Source organism: Cupriavidus sp. 10L43_2, from assembly GCF_056395265.1.
In genome coordinates this window covers 37765-55713 of sequence record NZ_JBFTJE010000022.1, presented here as the reverse complement: position 1 = coordinate 55713, position 17949 = coordinate 37765, and the positions used below count along the sequence as shown (strand labels likewise).

The 17949-nt window shown below is 70.0% G+C and carries 13 protein-coding genes; 5 read left to right on the top strand and 8 right to left on the bottom strand.

Features of this window, described 5'->3' with window-relative positions:
• Nucleotides 1-78 precede the first annotated feature (78 nt).
• The 4 genes from AC1DEL_RS24510 to AC1DEL_RS24495 all read left to right on the top strand — a co-directional run bounded on the left by AC1DEL_RS24510 (nt 79) and on the right by AC1DEL_RS24495 (nt 3558).
• On the top strand, nt 79-1200 hold the full coding sequence (locus AC1DEL_RS24510; RefSeq protein WP_441645112.1) for a hypothetical protein: 1122 nt from the start codon (nt 79-81) through the stop codon (nt 1198-1200).
• Nucleotides 1201-1291: 91 nt separating this feature from the next.
• Entirely contained in the window at nt 1292-2293 is a 1002-nt protein-coding gene (locus AC1DEL_RS24505; RefSeq protein WP_477159205.1) for a tripartite tricarboxylate transporter substrate binding protein, read from the top strand.
• Nucleotides 2294-2425: 132 nt separating this feature from the next.
• Nucleotides 2426-2749, top strand: coding sequence for a hypothetical protein (locus tag AC1DEL_RS24500; protein ID WP_441592552.1), 324 nt, complete (start codon nt 2426-2428; stop codon nt 2747-2749).
• Nucleotides 2750-3063: 314 nt separating this feature from the next.
• The gene (locus AC1DEL_RS24495; protein WP_092301422.1) at nt 3064-3558 is read left to right on the top strand and encodes a BON domain-containing protein; all 495 of its coding nucleotides are present in this window, start codon (nt 3064-3066) and stop codon (nt 3556-3558) included.
• A 116-nt stretch (nt 3559-3674) separates the two neighbouring features.
• On the opposite strand, the gene ku is transcribed toward AC1DEL_RS24495, so the two are convergent.
• The 5 genes from ku to ligD all read right to left on the bottom strand — a co-directional run bounded on the left by ku (nt 3675) and on the right by ligD (nt 10406).
• A complete protein-coding gene (gene ku / locus AC1DEL_RS24490) occupies nt 3675-4694 on the bottom strand; it encodes a non-homologous end joining protein Ku (RefSeq protein ID WP_477126304.1) in 1020 nt (339 codons plus the stop codon).
• Nucleotides 4695-4706: 12 nt separating this feature from the next.
• Nucleotides 4707-4883 carry a hypothetical protein gene (locus AC1DEL_RS24485; RefSeq protein ID WP_441592554.1) on the bottom strand — a complete coding sequence of 59 codons (177 nt, stop codon included), beginning with the start codon at nt 4881-4883 and terminating at the stop codon, nt 4707-4709.
• 14 nt (nt 4884-4897) lie between these two features.
• Nucleotides 4898-6979: a hybrid sensor histidine kinase/response regulator gene (locus tag AC1DEL_RS24480; protein ID WP_477126303.1), complete on the bottom strand. Its 2082-nt coding sequence runs from the start codon at nt 6977-6979 to the stop codon at nt 4898-4900.
• Between the two features lie 228 nt (nt 6980-7207).
• On the bottom strand, nt 7208-7582 hold the full coding sequence (locus AC1DEL_RS24475; protein ID WP_177220017.1) for a hypothetical protein: 375 nt from the start codon (nt 7580-7582) through the stop codon (nt 7208-7210).
• Between the two features lie 151 nt (nt 7583-7733).
• Nucleotides 7734-10406 (bottom strand): DNA ligase D, encoded by a 2673-nt coding sequence (gene ligD / locus AC1DEL_RS24470; protein WP_477126302.1) that lies wholly within the window; start codon nt 10404-10406, stop codon nt 7734-7736.
• A gap of 291 nt (nt 10407-10697) precedes the next feature.
• Between ligD and AC1DEL_RS24465 the strand changes: the two genes are divergently transcribed.
• Nucleotides 10698-11699: an SDR family oxidoreductase gene (locus AC1DEL_RS24465; RefSeq protein ID WP_092301554.1), complete on the top strand. Its 1002-nt coding sequence runs from the start codon at nt 10698-10700 to the stop codon at nt 11697-11699.
• A gap of 28 nt (nt 11700-11727) precedes the next feature.
• On the opposite strand, the gene treY is transcribed toward AC1DEL_RS24465, so the two are convergent.
• Genes treY through glgA form a run of 3 tightly spaced genes read right to left on the bottom strand, consistent with a single transcriptional unit; the run spans nt 11728 to nt 17870 of the window.
• Entirely contained in the window at nt 11728-14310 is a 2583-nt protein-coding gene (gene treY, locus AC1DEL_RS24460; protein WP_477126301.1) for a malto-oligosyltrehalose synthase, read from the bottom strand.
• Nucleotides 14307-16250 carry a malto-oligosyltrehalose trehalohydrolase gene (gene treZ / locus AC1DEL_RS24455; protein WP_477105632.1) on the bottom strand — a complete coding sequence of 648 codons (1944 nt, stop codon included), beginning with the start codon at nt 16248-16250 and terminating at the stop codon, nt 14307-14309. The genes treY and treZ overlap by 4 nt, the downstream gene beginning before the upstream one ends.
• Before the next feature lie 15 nt (nt 16251-16265).
• Nucleotides 16266-17870, bottom strand: coding sequence for a glycogen synthase GlgA (gene glgA, locus AC1DEL_RS24450; RefSeq protein WP_477126300.1), 1605 nt, complete (start codon nt 17868-17870; stop codon nt 16266-16268).
• Nucleotides 17871-17949: the final 79 nt, after the last annotated feature.

The following is a 17949-nucleotide window of genomic DNA, read 5'->3' as shown; positions in this document are numbered from 1 at the left end:
TATATTTTACGAGCGGGCCCGGCCAGCCTAGTATTGGCGTTTTGCCGGATACGGCAGACATAAGACCAAGGAGACACCATGCCCGGCGCGCCACGCTTCGCCCGATTCACCTTGCTGATGGCCGCCACGGCGGCGCTTGCTGCCGGCTGCGCCAGCCAGCCCCCGGCGCCTTCCGCCTCTGGCGAAGCACCTGCCACATCCGCCGCCAAGCCCCAATGGCAGCGCGTGCACCTGGGCAGCGGCGCCGGCTATGACTTCCCGGTCTACGCCAACCATCCGCTGACGGCGGACCTGCGCGGCATTCGCGAGGTGGTATTCGTGCAGCACGGCCTGCAGCGCAATGGCGACGATTACTACGCAGCCGGCGCCGCACTGCTCCAGGCCAGCGGCCGCAAGCCGGAAGAGGTGCTGCTGATCGCCCCGAACTTCCCCGGCACGCCCGATGCCGCCAAGCACTTCGACAACATGCCAGTCTGGACCGTGCAAGGCTGGATCGGCGGCGAAGACGCGGTGTCCGGCCCCGGCGCCGGCGTCAGCTCGCTCCAGGTGCTGGACGACCTGCTGGCCTTCGTCACGGACAAGTCGCGCTTCCCCGCCGTGAACAAGGTCACCGTGGCGGGCCATTCGGGCGGCGCCCAGATCGTCCACCGCTACGCCGTGCTGAACAACGTGGACGAGCGCGTGCGCGCGGGCGGCATCGATCTGCGCTACGTGGTGGCCAATCCCTCGTCCTATCTCTACTTCACGCCGGACCGGCCGGTGGCGCCTGATCTCAAGCGCTTCGCGCCGTACAGCACCACGACCTGCGCGGACTACGACAAGTACCGCTACGGCATGCAGGACATGGTGGCCTACGCCAAGGGCGCCAATGGCATGACGCTCTACCAGCGCTACATGCAGCGGCAGGTCACCTATATGGTGGGTAGCGAGGATAACGATCCGAATCACCGTGTGCTCGATAAGGCATGCGGCGCCGAGGCCGAAGGCCCCACGCGCCTCCAGCGCGGGCGCGCCTACCAGCGCTACGAGCAATTCCTCGCCAAGCCGGGCCAGACCAGCCGCCATCGCGCCTTTGAAGTGGTGGGCGTGGGGCACGATCAGGCGCGCATGTTCGGCTCGCAGTGCGGCGCGCAAGCGGTGTTCGGCATGGAACCAGCCGCCAACGCGGCGGGCGCCGTGTGCCGGGCACCGCAGCTGTGAGGGCCTGGGCAAGACGGGGTTTGCCCCCAAGGCGGGCAGGGCGGGCTGGTGCTAGCATGCCGCGAGCTATTCGACTCGCGCCCCTGCATCCATGCCGTTCCCTCCGGTTCCGCCTGACCGGGCCCGCCGCCGCCTGACCCATGGTCTGGCGGGACTGGCCGGACTGGCGGTACTCCCGCTGTTCCCCCGCGCCGCATGTGGCGCAGACACCACGCACCTGCTGGTCGGCTATGCCGCCGGCGGGGGTGCCGACCATATCGCCCGTCTCGTCGCCGACAGCCTGACCACGGACGGCGTGCCCACCATCGTCGAGAACCGCCCCGGCGCCGCCGGCCAGATCGCCCTGCACGAGGTGGCGCGCGCCACGTCCGGCCCGCGCACCTTGCTGCTCGGCACGGTAGGCTCGGTCAGCATCGGCCCGCTATTGGCCGCCGCGCCCGAGCCGCCGGCCACGCCGTTGCAGCCGGTGGCCATCGTCGCCACCACGCCGCACGTGCTGCTGGCCTCCGCGGAAGCGCCCGCTGCCACGCAGACGCTCCAGGCCCGGCTGGCCGAAGCGCGTCGGCGCCCCGGCGAACTGGCCTACGCCTCCCTCGGCATTCATTCCAGCGCCCATCTGGTGGGCGAATTGATCTGCCAGCAGGCGGGTGTGTCGATGAACCACGTGCCGTATCCCGGCAGTGCGCGCGCATTGGTCGATCTGCAGGGCGGACACGTGGCGCTGCTGGTGAGCACGCTGCAGGCCGCGTTGCCGCTGATGCGTCAGGGCAAGGTGCGCGCGCTGGCGGTGACCRGTGCCGCGCGCAGCCCGCTCGCGCCGAACGTGCCGACGTTCGAGGAGGCCGGCGTGCCCGGCATGCGGCAGGACGCCTGGTACGGCGTGCTGGCGGCGCCCAGCATGTCCGCGCGCGCCTGCGCGGCGCTGGCGGACCGCTTCACGCGGCTGCTGCGCACGCCGGCTCTGCGGCAACGTCTGGGTCAGGACGGCGCCGAGCCGCTGGCGCTCACCGGCGCGCAGGCTTCCGACTACCTGGCGCGCGAGCGCGAGGTCTGGCGGCAGGCCATCGGCCGCGTGGCCAGCCGGCTCGCCTGACGGTTCGCCCGGGCGCGCTGCCTATATATATAGAGGGAATCCCACGAAAGACGCCGGGGCACCCTTGCGAGTGCCCCGGCGGTGGACCCCGAGTTATCTGCGCGCCCTGAACTTCAGCGCACTGCGGCAACCGTGGAAATGCCGCGCGGGGTCCGAAAAGACGAAGAGGAAGCCGACTTACGGCTGGCGGCTCTTGTCCTGGTCCTTCTGGCCACCTTGCTGGCCTTGTTGCCCTTGCTGGCCGCCTTGCTGACCGCCACCTTGCTGGCCTTGACGGCCGGACTCCTGTTGCTGCTGGCCACCGCGTTGGTCCTGGTTGCCCATCTGGCCCCCGCCCTGGCGTTGTTGGTCCTGGCTGCCACCTTGCTGGTTACCGCGCTGGCCGGGTTGCTGCTGCTCTTGCTGCTTCTGGCCCGGTTGGGATTGGTTCCCCTGTTGCTGCTGTCCCATTGCTAGTCTCCATGTCGCGGCGAGGCTGCCGCAGGCCCAGAGTCGCAATGGCCGTGCCAAGCCCTCGGAGGTTGAGAATGTGGGGGAAAAGTGGGGGTTATGGCATCTTTAGGGCATCTGTCAGACATACAGGTAACGCATGCGTGGCTCCCCATGTGCGCCGATTTACAACGCGTGCCGTGTTTTTACCGGTCGGGCGCGTCGCCCACGTGGCCCCGGCGCGGAAAACCGCCGCGAGGCCCTGTCCACGCGTCATTTGGGCGATCTGGCACGCGATGTGCAGAACAGTGGCTGTCACTTCCTCAACAAGGAGATCGAGCATGAAGACAGCACAGACCCTGCGCATTACACGTATTGCACTGATGACCGCCGCGCTCGCCGCTGCGGGTGGCGCGCATGCCCTGGACATGGGGGGTGGCGGCTTCATCAAGGTGGCCGACACCAGTGTCCGCAGCGATAACAGCGCGGCCCCGCCGGCAAACAATGCGTCGGGCATGCCTGGCCATACCGAAGGTGACAAGGAAAAGCGTCCCGCCGCGACCACTGACGCCAAGATGGACGCCAGCGTGGACAAGGGCGTGGATAACTCCAAGCAGGTTGTCACCGACAGCGCGTTGACCACCAAGGTCAAGACGAAGCTGCTGGCGACCAAGGACCTCAAGTCCACCGGCATCCACGTGAAGACCAAGGACCGCGTGGTGGCCCTGACCGGCACGGTGCCGACCAAGGACCAGCACGAGATGGCGCTGGAAACGGTGCGCTCGGTGGAAGGTGTGAATTCGGTGCGCGACAACCTGAAGGTATCGTCGCGTTAATGCACACGCGCTAGTTTTTTATGCGCGGCGACCTCGTCGTCGCCCTCTGCGCGGAGCCGCGGTCATCCCACGTACCGCGGCTCTTTTTGCGGCAAGTTTTGCGGCTTTGACTTCGGTCAAGCCGCTTTGCGCTTTTTGGCGGGGGCGGCCTTTCTGGCTGCGGCCCTCTTCGGCGCGGCTTTCTTGGTCGCCGCTTCCTTTGTCGATGTCTTTGTCGATGCCTTTGTCGATGCCTTCTTCGCCGTCGCCTTCCCCGTAGCCTTCTTCGTCGCCGGCTTTTCCTCTTCCTCGTCATCCAGAAGATCGGCATTGCGGCTGGCCGGCCTGGCCGGTGCCTTGCCCCGATGGCCGATGCTCTGCTTGAGCAGTGCCATCATGTCGATGACCTTCGCGCCCTTGCCGCTGGGCGCCGCTTCCTCGGACGCCGGCGTCAGCAGGTGCGTCTTGCCGGCCTTGATCTTGGCGTGGATGCGCGCCATCAGGTCTTCGCGATAGGTGTCGCGGTACTGCTCCGGCTTCCAGTCCTCGCTCATGTCCTTCACCAGCCTGGTGGCCATGGCCACCTCGCGCGGGGTCGCCGCCTTGCCCTTGCCACCAGAAGGCAGGCTGAGATCCTCGATCGGCACCACCTCGTCCGCAAAGCGCATCGTATTCAGCACCAGCGCCTTGCCCACCACCAGCAGCGCCGCCAGGTGCTGGCGGTTGCGCAGTACCACCAGCGCCAGCGCGGCGCGGCCGGTCTTGCGCAGGGTCTCGTGCAGCAGCGCGTAGCCGCGCTCGCCGCGCTTGTCCGGCTCCAGGTAGTAGGGGGTGTCGAAGTAGTAGGGCGGAATGCTGTCCGCTTGCACGAAGCTGACGATGTCGACGGTCTGCGTGGCCTCGACGTTGGCCTGCCGGAAGTCCTCGTCGCTGAGCACCACGTACTCGTCCTTCTCGTACTGGTAGCCCTTGACGATGTGCTCGCTGTCGATGACCTTGCCGGTGTGTTTGTTGATGCGCTGGTAGCCCACCGGCGCCATGTCGCGCTGGTCCAGCAGGTCGAGGTCCAGCGTATGGCTGCGCGAGGCGGTCTTCAGCGCGACGGGGATATTGACGAGGCCAAAGCTGATGGCCCCTTTCCAGATGACGCGGGACATGGCCCGTGGCCCCTACGCGCGCTGCGGCGGCGGGGGCGGGAGATCGCCCGGGGGCGGATCGCTGACCGGCTCGGGCGGACCCGGCGGCGGCTCCGGCGGCGGGGCCTCGGGCGGCGGGGGCACGATGTCGGGTTCGGGCGTGATGTGCAGGTGCAGGGGCGGGGGCAGGGGCAGGGGCTGATGCAGCATGAGGCTCCTCGGGGTCAGGCGTCTAGTTCATCGAGCATGCGGGTCAGGGCACCGAGGTCGGCGGGTTTGACCAGATGCAGGTCGAACCCCGCCGCGCGCGTGCGCCGGCGGTCGTCGGGCTGGCCGAAGCCGGTCAGCGCCACGATGCGCGCGTGGCGCAGCTCGGGAATCTCGCGCAGCCGGCGCGCGGTCTCGAAGCCGTCCATGGTCGGCATGCCGAGGTCCAGCAGCACCACGTCCGGCCGCACGCTGGCCGCGCACGCCACGGCGCTCTGGCCATCAGGCGCCGTCACCACGGTGTGGCCGAGCGTCTCCAGCGTCATGGTCATGGCCTCCAGCGCATCGACGTTGTCATCGACCAGCATGATGGTGTGCGCGGTGCCCGGCTGGGGGCGCGATTTCCCGGTCGGCGGATGCCAGTTCTGCCACGGTTCCACGGGCAGTTCCACGACGAAGGTGCTGCCCATGTTGCGGCCCGGGCTTGCGGCGCTGACCCGGCCGCCATGCAGCGTGACCAGCTTCTGCACCAGCGTCAGGCCAATGCCGGCGCCTTCGCGCGCGGCAAAGGTATCGGGATCCGTGGCGATATCGGCCGGCTGGGGCGCGTCGCCGTCCCGGTCATCGTGCTCGGCATGCAGCGCGGCCAGGCTCGGGACCGGATTGGCCGCGACGTTGGCCGCTGCGATCGACGCGGCATCGGGCGTCGGCGTTTCTTCCAGCGGATTGCCGGACTCCGGTGCCAGCGGATCGAACAACTGCCGTTGCAGCGCCTGGGAGAGCCCGGCGCCGTTGTCGCTCACCCGCACGATCACGCGGCCATCGGCTGCGGCGGCCTCCACGGCCAGCGTGCCGCCCTCGGGCGTGTACTTGGCGGCGTTGTGCAGCAGGTTGGCGAAGATCTGCGTCAGACGGACCATGTCGCCGCGAATCGGCAGCGGCTGCTCGGGCAACGACAGGCGCAACGTGTGCCGGCGTTCCTCCAGTAGCGGGCGCACCGTTTCCACGGCCGTGTTCAGCGCACCGCGCAACTCCACGAGGTCTCGCCGCAGGGTGATCTTGCCCTGGTTGAAGCGGGACACGTCGAGCAGTTCGTCGACCAGCCGGGTCATGTGATGCAACTGCCGGCCGATGATGTCCCGCGCGCGGAACATGTCCTCGCGGCTTGGGGAGAACTGCTGGAGCAGGTCCACCGCGCTGCGCATCGGCGCCAGCGGGTTGCGCAGTTCGTGGGCCAGCATGGCGAGGAATTCGTCCTTGCGGCGTTCCTCGTTATGCAGCGTGCGCTCGGCGCGCTTGTGGCGCGTCACGTCCTGGCAGATGCCCGCCACGCGCAGGCAGCGGCCATCCGCCCCGCGCACGGGGAAGGCGCGCATATGGACTTCGCGGATCTCGCCGTTGGGGCGTTCGAGCTGGAATTCGGTGTCGAGCAGGCCATCGCGCAGCATGCTCTGCCATTCGGCTTCCATGCGCGAGCGTTCCTCGGGCAGCACCCATTCGAGCCAGCGGTGCGGGTCTTGCAGCACCGCCTGGGTCGGGCGGCCCCAGAGCGATTCGAACGAGGGGCTGACGAACAGGAAGCGTCGGGTGGTCGGGTCGAGAATCCAGACCACATCGGCCAGCGCCTCCGCCAGTTGGCGGAACAGGTCTTCGTTTTCGTGCAGCGCCTGCGAGGTGCGGCGGAAGGCATCCTCAGCCCCGCGCATGCGCAGCAGGGCGTTGATGCTGGAGACCAGTTCCTCCGACTCCACTGGCTCGATCAGGAAGCTGTCGGCGCCGCCGTTGAGCGCCTGTACGCGCCGGTGGGAATCGGACATGCCGGGTGACGTCAGCAGCACCAGGGTGCGCGCGCTCTGCGGATCATTCTTGATCAGGCGGCAGACTTCCAGTCCGTCCACGTCGGGCAACTGGGTGCCGAGCAGCACGAGATCCGGGGTGTGCTGGCGGACCAGCGACAGCGCAGCCTGGCCGTTCGACGCCTCCAGCACCGAGAAGTCGGCCCGGTGGAGGATCCGGCTCTTGACGTAGCGCGGCCCCTCGCGGTCTTCCACGTTGAGAATCAGCGGGCGCCGGCTGGGATGGGCGGTCGAGGCGTTCATGGCTGGCAGGCGGCAGGATCGGCCGCGATAGTGAAGACGGATGCCCGGAGTGCGCCACGCGTGGCAAGGCCGGCCGGACGTGCCGGCAGGGCGGCGTCAGGTGTCGGGAATAAGGATCGTATTGTAATAATTACCTGCATACCGCCCGGTTCCGTTGTAGTTTCGACATGCGAAGTTCAGGCGTGAAAAGTGGCGATAAATTCACGTGCTCTTTGCTGTGATGGGCTGTTATTTGCGCTGCGCCTCGCCGCTGTGGGCTTCCGCGCTGGGCGACGTCCCGCCTTGCGGGCCTGCCGAGCCCGGCGCCTCTACGGACTTTTGCGGCACCTTGCTCTCCGAGGTCTGACCGCTGGGGCTAGGGCCCTTGCCGAAGCGGGCTGCCAGTTTGTCCTGCACCGCGGCCAGTTGAGCCGCCTGCACCTTGGCTTCCTCGGCTTCCTTGACCTTCTTGGCCTCGGCTGCCTGCTGCTGTTCAGGTGTGGGCGGAGGCAGCTTGGCCTCGGCGGTGGAGGCCAGCAGGACGGCCAGTGCGAGCGTCAGCCCGCCCAGGACCGCGCGTTGCCAGAAGTCGTTCGAGAACCATGGGTCAGGGAGATGTTTCATCGGATTTGCCTCGTCTTATGTGCCGGCGTGGGCGGGGGTTTTCCGATGGGAGTGGCAAGAAGCGTGCCGCGCATGCCGAGGCGCTGACAGACGGAGCCGGACAGGCCGCCCGGGCCAGTGCCGGACGGCCTTCGGGGTGGTCCTGCCGGGCTCAGGAGCCGGCCAGCCGCTTGCTGGCCTGGGTCAGCGTCTGGCGTACGGCGTCGTGCCCGGCCCACGGGTCGTGCCGGGCCATTTCCTCCAGGCGCGGGCCCACGTTGGCGATGGTCCAGTGCGCCGCCGAGGTCAGGTCGGCCAGTTCCTCCCAGGCCACCGGCACGGACACGCCCAGCCCGGGCCGCGCGCGTGCCGAGAACGCGGCGGCCGTGGTAGCCCCGACACCGTTGCGCAGGTAATCGATGAAAATCTTGCCAACCCGGTTGCGCGGCCCGCTCTTGGCCACGAAGCGGTCGGGAATCATGATCGCCATGTGCTGCACCACCGCCTGGGCGAAGTCCCGCACGGGGTCCCAGCCCCAGTTCGCACGCGGCGCCAGCGGCACCACCACGTGCAGGCCCTTGCCGCCGCTGGTCTTCAGGAAGCTTTGCAGCCCCAGTTCGTCCAGCAGCCCCTTGGTCAGCGTGGCGGCCTCCCGGATGGCCGGCCACTTCACCCCCTCGCCGGGGTCGATGTCGAAAATGACCCGGTTCGGCCTGTCGAGGCTGCGCGCCACCGCGTTCCAGGTGTGGAACTCCACCACGTTGAGCTGCGCCACCGCCACGATGGCCGCCTCCGTGGCGATCTCCAGCAGCGGCGGATGGCCGGGCCAAAGCTTGGGGTCGAGCGGCTTCACGCCGTCGATCTTGAGGGTGTCGCCGTGGCGCTGGAAGAACTGTTCGCCATCCACGCCGGATGGGGCGCGCACCAGCGCAATCGGCCGACCCTTGAGGTAGGGCAGCATCAGCCCGGCGGCGCTGGCGTAATAGCGCACGAGGTCGCCCTTGGTCAGCCCGGTGGAGGTGTCGATCACCCGGTCCGCATGGCTGACGACGATCTTGCCGATGGTCTCCTTGGCGGTGGCTTTCCTGGCCGGGGCTTTCTTTGCTGCCGACTTGGCCGCCTTGGCCGACGTGCCCGACTTGCCCGACTTCGCCGCCGCCGCCGGCTTCTCCACCGACACCGCGCCGGCCGGCTTGTCCGTGCGCAGGCCGTGGAACACCGAATGCCGCACGCGGCCCTCCTTGGTCCACGCGCCGAAGGACACCTCCGCCACCAGCTTCGGCTTGACCCAGTGGCCGCGAATGCCGCGCGGCAGGTCGTCGAACGGCGGGGCGTCCGTGACCAGGGGGTCGAGCTGCTTGCGCAGCGTGCCGAGCATCGCCGTGTCGAACCCCGTGCCGACGTTGCCGGCGTAGCGCAGCTTGCCCTGCGCGTCGTGCACGCCCAGCAGCAGGGAGCCCAGCCCGCTGCGGCTGCCCTTCGGGTCGGTAAAGCCGCCGATCACGAACTCCTGCCGCAGCGTGCATTTGAGCTTGATCCACGTGTTGGCGCGCGTGCTGACGTAGGGCGCGTCGTTGCGCTTGCCGATCACGCCTTCCAGCTTCATGCGGCAGGCGGCGGCGAGCATCTCGTCCGGGCTGGCCTCGAAGCTCTCGCTGAAATGGAGCCGGGGCGCGGTGTTGGCCTCGAACAGCCGGCGCAGCAGCAGCCGGCGCTGGTCCAGCGGCACGGCGCGCAGGTCGTGGCCGGCGTAGTAGGGGAGGTCGAAGGCGTAGAACTGGATGGCGTCCGCGCGCGAGGTCTCGAACGCGTTCTGCAGCGCCTGGAAGTCGGTGATGCCCTGCGCGTCCACCACCACGATCTCGCCGTCCAGCCAGCCGTCGGGCAGGCCCAGCGTGCGGATCTCCGCCGCGAGGGCGCGCAGCTTGGAAGTCCAGTCGTTGCCCTGGCGGGTGAACAGGCGCACGTCGTCGCCATCGACCCGGGCCAGCACGCGGTAGCCATCGAACTTGATCTCGTACTGCCACTGGCTGCTGTCGGCCGGTGCCTTCTCCACCAGCGTGGCGAGCTGGGGTGCCAGCGCCAGTGGCAGCTTGGCTTTCTTGGCGCCCTCGGGCAGGGCGGGGAGGTCGCGGGCCTTGGCCTTCTTGGTGGCTGCTGACTTGGCCGATTTGGCCGGTGCCTTCTTTGCAGCCTTCTTCGCCGCCTTGGCCGTGCCGGCCAGCACGCTGTCCGGCATGGCGTCCACCACATTGAAGGCCGACGCGGCCTGCGCGTACTCGTCGCGCTCCTTGATCAGCAGCCAGCCGTTGTCGCGTTGGTCGTCGCGCTGGCGCTTGCCGCCCATGCGCACGAGGGTCCAGTGGCCCTGCAGCTTCTCCCCGCGCAGTTCGAACTTGAGCTTGCCGTCCCGATAGCCGGCCGCCGGGTCGCCATCGGGCACCCAGGTGCCCCGGTCCCACACGATGACCGTGCCGGCGCCGTAGTGCCCGGCCGGAATCACGCCTTCGAAGTTGGCGTAGTCGAGGGGGTGGTCCTCCACGTGCACGGCCATGCGCTTGTCGGCCGGGTCGTAGCTCGGCCCCTTGGGCACGGCCCAGCTCTTCAGCGTGCCGTCCAGTTCGAGCCGGAAGTCGTAATGGAGCCGCCGCGCGGCGTGTTTCTGGATCACGAAGGACAGCGCCGGCGCCGCGCGCTTGCGGGCGGTCTTGGTTCCCTTGGCTGCCTTGCCCCCGCTGGGCTCCGGCGTGGCCGCGAAGTCGCGCTTGCCCCGGTACTTGCCGAGCGGTTCGGCGGCGTCCGGAGCGGGGTCGGCGGCACGGGTGGCACGGTTAGGTTGAGCCATGATCTGTCCTTCGGAGGCGGCGGGGCTGCGGCTTTCAGCTTATGCAGCACACGCCGCTTGCGAAAGCGGGAGCCGTCCTACACGCCGCCCCTTACCCGTTGTTGTAATTCCTGACAGCCCATGCTGCGCCGCACATCGGCGTGTCGCCGCCGCCAGCCGGGAACGGGACTTGCGGACTCGACAGGGGAGACACGCCACAGTGTCGTCAGCGTCAACAGTGCGCCCGCAGCAGCCCGGATGCCCGCGCGCCGCATCCCATCCGAACCGGGCCTGGCAGAGGACGACACGGAAATGAGACCCCTGAAACCAATTGGCTCGCAGGTCATCGTGCTGACGGGTGCCACCAGCGGCGTAGGCCTGATCACGGCGCGCAAGGCGGCCGCCGCCGGCGCCCGGCTCGTGCTGGCGGCGCGCAGCGAGGACGTGCTGCACAAGCTGGCCGAGGAGTTGCGCGAAACCGGGACCGAGGTCATCACCGTCAGGACCGACGTGGGCAACCAGGACGACGTGGCCAGGCTGGCCGAGGCGGCCATCGAGCGCTTCGGCGGCTTCGACACCTGGGTCAACAATGCCGGCGTGACCATCTTCGGCCGCCATGACGACGTGCCGCTGGAAGACCAGCGCCGCCTGTTCGACACCAACTACTGGGGCGTGGTGCACGGCTCGCTGGCCGCCGCCACGCACCTGCGCCAGCATGGCGGGGCGATCATCAACATGGGTAGCGAGGCCTCCGACTGCGCCATGCCGTTGCAGGGCGCCTACGCGGCGTCCCAGCACGCCATCAAGGGCTTCACGGACACCCTGCGGCTGGAACTGGAGCAGGAGAAGGCACCGATCTCGGTAACGCTGATCAAACCGGCCGGGCTGGAGACGCCCATGGTCAGCCACGCCAAGAACTTCCTGCATGTGGAGCCGAAACTGGCGGCGCCGCTCTATGACCCCGCGATGGCCGCCGACGCGATCCTGTTCGCCGCCGCGCACCCGCGCCGGGACATGTTCGTGGGCGCCTCCGCCAAGGCGTTCTCGGCCGCCGCCTACCACGCGCCGCACGCGTTCGACCGCTTTATGAGTCGCTTCATGGGCCGCGCCCAGCAGACGCGCGACCCGGCCGGCCCGCGCGAGGACAACACGCTCTACGAGGCTGGCAACTGCCTGCGGGAGCGCACTGGCAACCGCAAGGCGATCCAGTCCTGCCCGTACACGACGTCGGCCCGGCATCCGCTGCTGACGACGGCGCTGATGGTGGGCGCGGCGGCGACGATGGCGGGGCTGGTGCAACTGAGGCGGCGCTAGGGTGAGAGGGTGCGGGCCGGTTGTCGATTCAAGCCTGCACCAGCAGCGCCACCGGCAGGCTGGCCAGCGCGTCCTTCACGCGCACATAGCCCGCGTGGGACGGCACCGCGTGGCCGGTCAGCACATCGACCCAATCCCCCTCGGCATGCAGCGCGGTGTCGCCCCAGCAATGGGGCGGAATGCGGGGTAGCGCCGGGTCCACATGGGCGGCGGCCAGCCGCGTCACGATGACCATCGCTTCCACCGGCCCGCAGCGGCGCGAGAACGCCAGCACCTGCGGCGCCAGCTTGCCGATGGCCGCCCGCGCCGTGTATTCGCCCCGGCTGAACAGCGCCGGCTGTTCGGCCCGGTACGCCAGCACTGATCGGATCACCTGCTGCTTGATGCGGCCGTCGCGCCAGCGCGCCAGCCACTGGGCCCAGCCAGCCCGGCAGTCCAACCGCGCCTGAAGCTGCGCGTAGTCCGGCGGGCGCCGGTTGTCCGGATCGACGAGGCTGAAGTCCCAGCCCTCGTTGCCCTGATAGCGGTCCGGCACGCCGGGCGCCGTCAGCGCGAGCAGGGTCTGGGCGAGGCTGTTGAGCGCGGCGGCCGGGCCGATCCGGTCCGCGAAGCGGCCGATCTGCTCCAGCACGCTGTCTTCGCCACCGGACCCCAACGCGGCGAGGAACGCTTCGCAGGCTGCCTCGTAGGCCTCGTCGGGATGGGTCCAGCTCCCGTGGCGCTTGGCTTCGCGGATGGCCTTGCGCTGCCACGCGAGAATCCGCTCGATGAAATCGCGCTGGGCGTCCTCGCTCGCCAGCGCGCCGGCCTCCGCCGGCCAGGCGCCCAGCAGCGTCTGGTAAAGCATTGCCCGATCGGTGCCATCCGGCCCCTTGGGGGAGGCCACCAGCAGCGGCCCGATCTGCGCTTCCCAGCCGGCCACGGCCTCGGCCCATGGCTCGGCGACCTCGCTCAGTACCGCCAGCCGCATGCGGGCATCCTCGCCGCGCTTGTGGTCGTGCGTGGCCACGGCCAGCATGGCGTGCGGCCAGTGCGCCTGCCGGTGCGCCATGCGCGCGTGGAACCGTTCCGGCGCCAGCGCCAGCGTGCCGGGAAAACTGCCGACTTCGTTACGGGACAGCAGCCGGCCGTAGCGATAGAAGGCGGTGTCTTCCGTGGATTTGGCCGCCAGCGCTGGCATGACCTGTTGCAGCCGGGTGCGGATGGCGCCGGCCGGGGTGTCGGCTGCGGCATCGCTTTGCAGGCAGCCCAGGAGGAAGTCGAGCGCCGCCGCCTCGTCCGGGGCGAGGTGGGTGCGCGCCTGCCCGGCGGCGCTGGCGACCATCGCGTCGTCGAAGGCTGGCTCGCCGGCCACGCCGGTGTAGTAGCTCCGATAAACCGGCACCGCCGCGAGGAAAGCGGTCAGCGCGTGGCGCAGCGCGTGGGCGGTGAGGTCGCGCGTGGCCGGCACCGACCGCGCCAGCGCGTGCAGGCGGGTGCAGACCGCGTCGATCTCGGCCACGAGATGCCGGGCGATCACGCGGTGGCGGGCCGACTTCACATAGTCGGGGTAGGGCCGGCTGTCGCCGCTGATGCGCATCCAGAGCATGTTCAGCGCGCCTTCGCCGCTGGCGTCGTGGAGCACGGCGGCTACCTCGTCCATGAAGTCGTAGCCGGTGGTGCCGTCCACGCCCCAGTCGGCCGGCAGCGGTTCGTCCTCGCCCAGGATCTTCTCCACCACGATCCACGGGTGCGCGCGGGCCCCCTCGGCGGGGCGGCCGGGGCGCAGCGTGTCCAGCCGGGCGCGAAGCTGCCGGCAGTAGCCAGCGGGGTCGGCCAGCCCATCGACATGATCGACGCGCAGCCCGTCCACCCAGCCTTCGGCATAGAGGCGGAAGGTCAGCGCGTGGACGGCCTCGAACACGTCCGCGTTTTCCTCCCTCACGCCAACCAGCTCGGTGATCTCGAAAAAGCGCCGCCAGGTCAGTTCGGCGGCGCCAGTGCGCCACCACGCCAGCCGGTAGTGCTGGCGCTCCAGCAGCGCGTGCAGGGCTTCCGGGGTGCCCGGCGCGGCCATGTCGAGCATGGGCTCGGCCAGCGGCAGGCTGTGGTCGCCGTAGCGCAGCGTGGCCGGGCCGCCGGGCGGGCGCTCCAGCTTGAGCGCGCCGGAGGTCAGCGTGTCCCAGTACGGATCGCCGAGGATCGGCAGCAGCACCTTGCCCTGCAGCGCGGGGTCGGCGGGCTGCCAGTCGATGTCGAAGACCTGCGCATGGGCGCTGCGCTGGCCGTGTGCGAGCACGTCGCGCCACCAGCCGTTGTGCGTGGCATCGGCCGCCATGTGGTTGGGCACGATGTCCACCACCAGGCCCAGCCCCGCCGCGCGGGCGCGCGTGGCCAGCGCCAGCAGGCCATCTTCGCCGCCCAGTTCCGGGTTGACCTGCGTGAAGTCGGTGACGTCGTAGCCGTGCGTGGAGCCGGGGCGCGCGGTGGTGACCGGCGACAGATACAGGTGGCTGACGCCCAGCCCGGCGTAATAGGGCACCAGCGCCTCGGCATCGGCAAAGGTGAACCCGGCGTGCAGCTGGAGGCGCGCGGTGGCGCGCGGCACGCCGGCGTGGTCGAGGTCGCTCATGGATGTTGCAGGCAGGTCACGCAGCAGTGTTCGGGGAGCGTGCCGGCGGCCAGCGTGGCGATGGCGCCGGGCTGGCTGGCGTGGATCATCGCGCCGCCGTCACAGTCGACCACCACGGGTTCCTCGCCCAGATTGAGCCAGATCGACAGCCAGCTGCCGTCGCCCAGCCGCCAGCGCGCCACGAGGGCCTTGTCGCCCAGCACGGTCACGCCCTCGGCGCGGGCGTTGCGCAGGCGCGGCATCAGTTCGTTGCGGCGGATCGACAGCAACTCGCCGTAGTAGTGGTGCCACGCGCGGCAATAGCCGTCGGTGTCGTCACAGATCGGGCGGGACGCCTCGAAGGTCTCCGGCGCGTTGGGATCGGCGATCTGCGTCGAGCGGGTGTCGTCGCGGAAGGCTTCGGACGCCGCGAACTCGCGCCGGCGGCCATCGCGCACGGCCTGCGCCAGTTCGGGCGGGTGATCTGTGAAGTACAGGAACGGCGTGCGCGCGCCGTGCTCCTCGCCCATGAAGACGAGCGGGATCTGCGGGCAGAGCAGTTGCAGCGCCACGGCGGCGCGCAGCGCGTCCGGCTCCGCCAGGCTGGCCAGCCGCTCGCCGAAGGCGCGGTTGCCGGTCTGGTCGTGGTTCTGAAGGAAGGTGACGAAGGCTGTGGGCGGCAGTTGGGCGCTGGGCTGGCCGCGCCGCACCTCGCGGCCCTGCAGCGGGCCGTTCTCGTCGCCGGAGCGATGGGGCGATACCTCGCCCTGCCACGCGAAGCCTTCGGCCAGCACCCGGGCGAGGTGGTGGATGGGCGCCGTACTTGCGTCGGCAGCCACGGTCTCGGGCAGGCCGGCGTGGTACTCCCTGTAGTAGCCGTCATGCTCGCCGGTCAGCAGCACGTGCAGCGCGTGGTGGGCGTCGTCGTTCCACTGGGCGTCGTAGCCGGCGGCCAGCAGTGCGGCGTCGTTGTGGTCGTTCTCCAGCACCAGATGCAGATGGCGGCCCGGCAGGCAATGGCGCAGGTCGTGCGCCAGTTGCGGCAGCCAGCCTTCGTCCTCGATGGCGTGCACGGCGTCCAGCCGCAGGCCGTCGAAGCGGAACGATTCCAGCCAGTAGCGCGCGCTCTCGCCAAAGAACCGCCGCACCTCGGGGCGCCGGAAATCGATGGCCGGCCCCCACGGGGTCTGGCGGTCGTCGCGGAAAAAGCCGCTGGCGTAGCGGTGCAGATAGTTGCCCTCGGGGCCGAAGTGGTTGTAGACCACATCGAGCAGCACCATCATGCCCAGCCCGTGCGCGGTGTCGACCAGCGTGCGCAGGTCGTCCGGCGTGCCATAGCTGCGCTCGGGCGCGAACGGCAGCACGCCGTCATAGCCCCAGTTGCGCGCGCCGGGAAACTCGGCCAGCGGCATCAGTTCGATGGCGGTGAAGCCCAGCGCGGCCAGCCGGTGCAGTTGCGCGGTGGCGCCGGCGTAGCCGCCGGCCAGCCCCACGTGCATTTCATAGATCACGGCCTCGTGCCAGGGGCGCCCGCGCCATTCGGTGTGGTGCCACGCGAACGGCTCGGCCGGCTGGCACAGCACGCTGGCGCCGTGCACGTCCTCGGCCTGAAGCCGGGAGGCGGGGTCCGGCACGATGGTGCCGTCGTCGAGCCGGAACCAGTAGCGCGCGCCGTCGCAGCAGGCGGTCACGGCTTCGAACCAGCCGTGCTCGGTGGGCGCCATCATCACCGGCGCCATGCCGGCCACTTCGAGCCGCACGGGCTGGTCCTCCGCGGCGGCGTCCGGCGCCCAGAGGCGGAAGCGCACGCGGCCATCGGCCAGCCGCACCGGGCCGAAGCGGTAGGATTCGGCGCTTTCATCGTCACATGGCAGCAGGCGCGTGTCCGCGCCGAGCGTCTGCCATTGCGGAACCGGGGGCACGGGCCTGGCGCCGGTACCGGGCGCGGGCATGGCATACATCATGGTGCGCTACCTTCAGGCCGGCAGGCCCGGTGTGACCGGTTCCACGGCGGGCGTGGGCAGGGCGGGACGAGGGGCGCGCGACGGACGCGCGGCGGGGGCCGCCACGGCATCCGGCAGCGGGGCGGGTACTGCGGCGGGAACATGGGCGAGGGCCGGCGCCAGCGCGCGGTACATCGCCAGATACTGTTGCGCCGGACCTTCCCAGCCGAACTCCGTCTGCATGCCGGCACGCTGCATCGCGCGCCAGTGGCGGGGGCGGTGGAACCAGTCTAGTGCGCGCGTGATGGCGGCGCCCATCGTTTCGACCGAATCGCCATCGAAGACGATGCCGGTGGCGCGGGGAGCAGGCAAGACATCCTCGCCCACATCGCGCACGGTGTCAGCCATGCCGCCCACGCGGGAGACGATGGGCACTGTGCCGTAGCGCATGGCGTAGACCGGGGTCAGGCCGAATGGCTCGAAGCGGCTGCCGTGCAGCAGGGCGTCCGCGCCGGCGTGGAGCAGGTGGGCGTCTTCCTCGCGATAGCCGATGGACACGCCCACGCGGTCCGGGTGGCGGGCGCCGAGCGCGCGGTAGGCCGCCTCCAGCGCCGGATCGCCGCAGCCGAGCACCGCGAACTGCACATGGTCATGGCGGCGCAGCGCCGCCTCCATCGCCAGCACGGCCACATCGGCCATTTTCTGGTGGGTGAGCCGGCTGCCCATGGCGATCAGGGGCCGGTCCGGCGCCTGCGCCAGGCCGTGGCGCGCCTGCAGCGCGGCCTTGCAGGCGCGCTTGCCGGTGAGGTCGCGGGCGTCGTAGCGCTGCGGCAGCAGGCGGTCGGCGCGGGGCGACCACGCGTCCGTGTCCACGCCATTGGGAATGGCGCCGAGCACCTCGGCGCGGTGGCGCAGCAGGCCGTCCAGCCCATGGCCGAAGGGTTCGGTGAGGATCTCGCGCGCATAGGTGTGGCTCACCGTGGTCACGCGGTCCGCGTAGCGGATACCGGCCTTCAGGAAATTGACCTTGCCCCAGAACTCGATGCCATCCGGCGTCAGGCAGGCCGGCGGCAGGCCCAGCGCGGCGGCGCGCTCCATCGGAAACACGCCCTGGAAGGCGAGGTTGTGGATGGTGGCCACGGTGGGCACCGGCAGGCCGCGCGCGCGCATCAGCAGTGGCGTGAGCGCCGCATGCCAGTCGTGCGCGTGGACCAGTTGCGGCGCCGGCAGCGGGGTCTCGCCGGCGGCGATGAGCGTGGCGGCGTGGGCCAGTGCGGCGAAGCGCTGGGCGTTGTCGCAGAAGTCGCGCCCGGTGGCGTCTACATAGAGCGAGCCGGGCCGGTCATAGAGCGAGGGGCAGTCCAGCAGCACCACGCGCACGCCGCTATCGGGCGTCTGGCCTTCCAGCAGCCGCGCCGGGCTGTGGCCGGGCGGCAGCGCCATCGGCAGCCGGATCGCGCCGAGGCTGCGCAACTGCTTCGCCGCCGCCATGGCCCGGGGATAACCGGGCATCAGGATCGTGACATCGGCGCCGCGCTGATGCAGCGCCTGCGCCAGTCCGCCCACCACATCCGCCAGCCCGCCGGTCTTTGCCAGGGGGTGCGCCTCTGCCGCCACAAACAGGATGTTCGCGTTCAAGATGAGACTCCGCTTCCAGGTCGGTTGGAAACGAACGCGCGGGCGGCTTGCCTGCCGCCATCGCGCCGGGTTCGTTCTT

Bases quoted from the DNA above. Each gene is read 5' to 3' on its own strand.
- ligD (WP_477126302.1), bottom strand. From the start codon at position 10,406: ATGGCTCAACCTAACCGTGCCACCCGTGCCGCCGACCCCGCTCCGGAC.
- treY (WP_477126301.1), bottom strand. From the start codon at position 14,310: ATGAGCGACCTCGACCACGCCGGCGTGCCGCGCGCCACCGCGCGCCTC.
- AC1DEL_RS24480 (WP_477126303.1), bottom strand. From the start codon at position 6,979: ATGAACGCCTCGACCGCCCATCCCAGCCGGCGCCCGCTGATTCTCAAC.
- AC1DEL_RS24485 (WP_441592554.1), bottom strand. From the start codon at position 4,883: ATGCTGCATCAGCCCCTGCCCCTGCCCCCGCCCCTGCACCTGCACATC.
- ku (WP_477126304.1), bottom strand. From the start codon at position 4,694: ATGTCCCGCGTCATCTGGAAAGGGGCCATCAGCTTTGGCCTCGTCAAT.
- AC1DEL_RS24510 (WP_441645112.1), top strand. From the start codon at position 79: ATGCCCGGCGCGCCACGCTTCGCCCGATTCACCTTGCTGATGGCCGCC.
- treZ (WP_477105632.1), bottom strand. From the start codon at position 16,250: ATGTATGCCATGCCCGCGCCCGGTACCGGCGCCAGGCCCGTGCCCCCG.
- AC1DEL_RS24475 (WP_177220017.1), bottom strand. From the start codon at position 7,582: ATGAAACATCTCCCTGACCCATGGTTCTCGAACGACTTCTGGCAACGC.
- AC1DEL_RS24495 (WP_092301422.1), top strand. From the start codon at position 3,064: ATGAAGACAGCACAGACCCTGCGCATTACACGTATTGCACTGATGACC.
- AC1DEL_RS24465 (WP_092301554.1), top strand. From the start codon at position 10,698: ATGAGACCCCTGAAACCAATTGGCTCGCAGGTCATCGTGCTGACGGGT.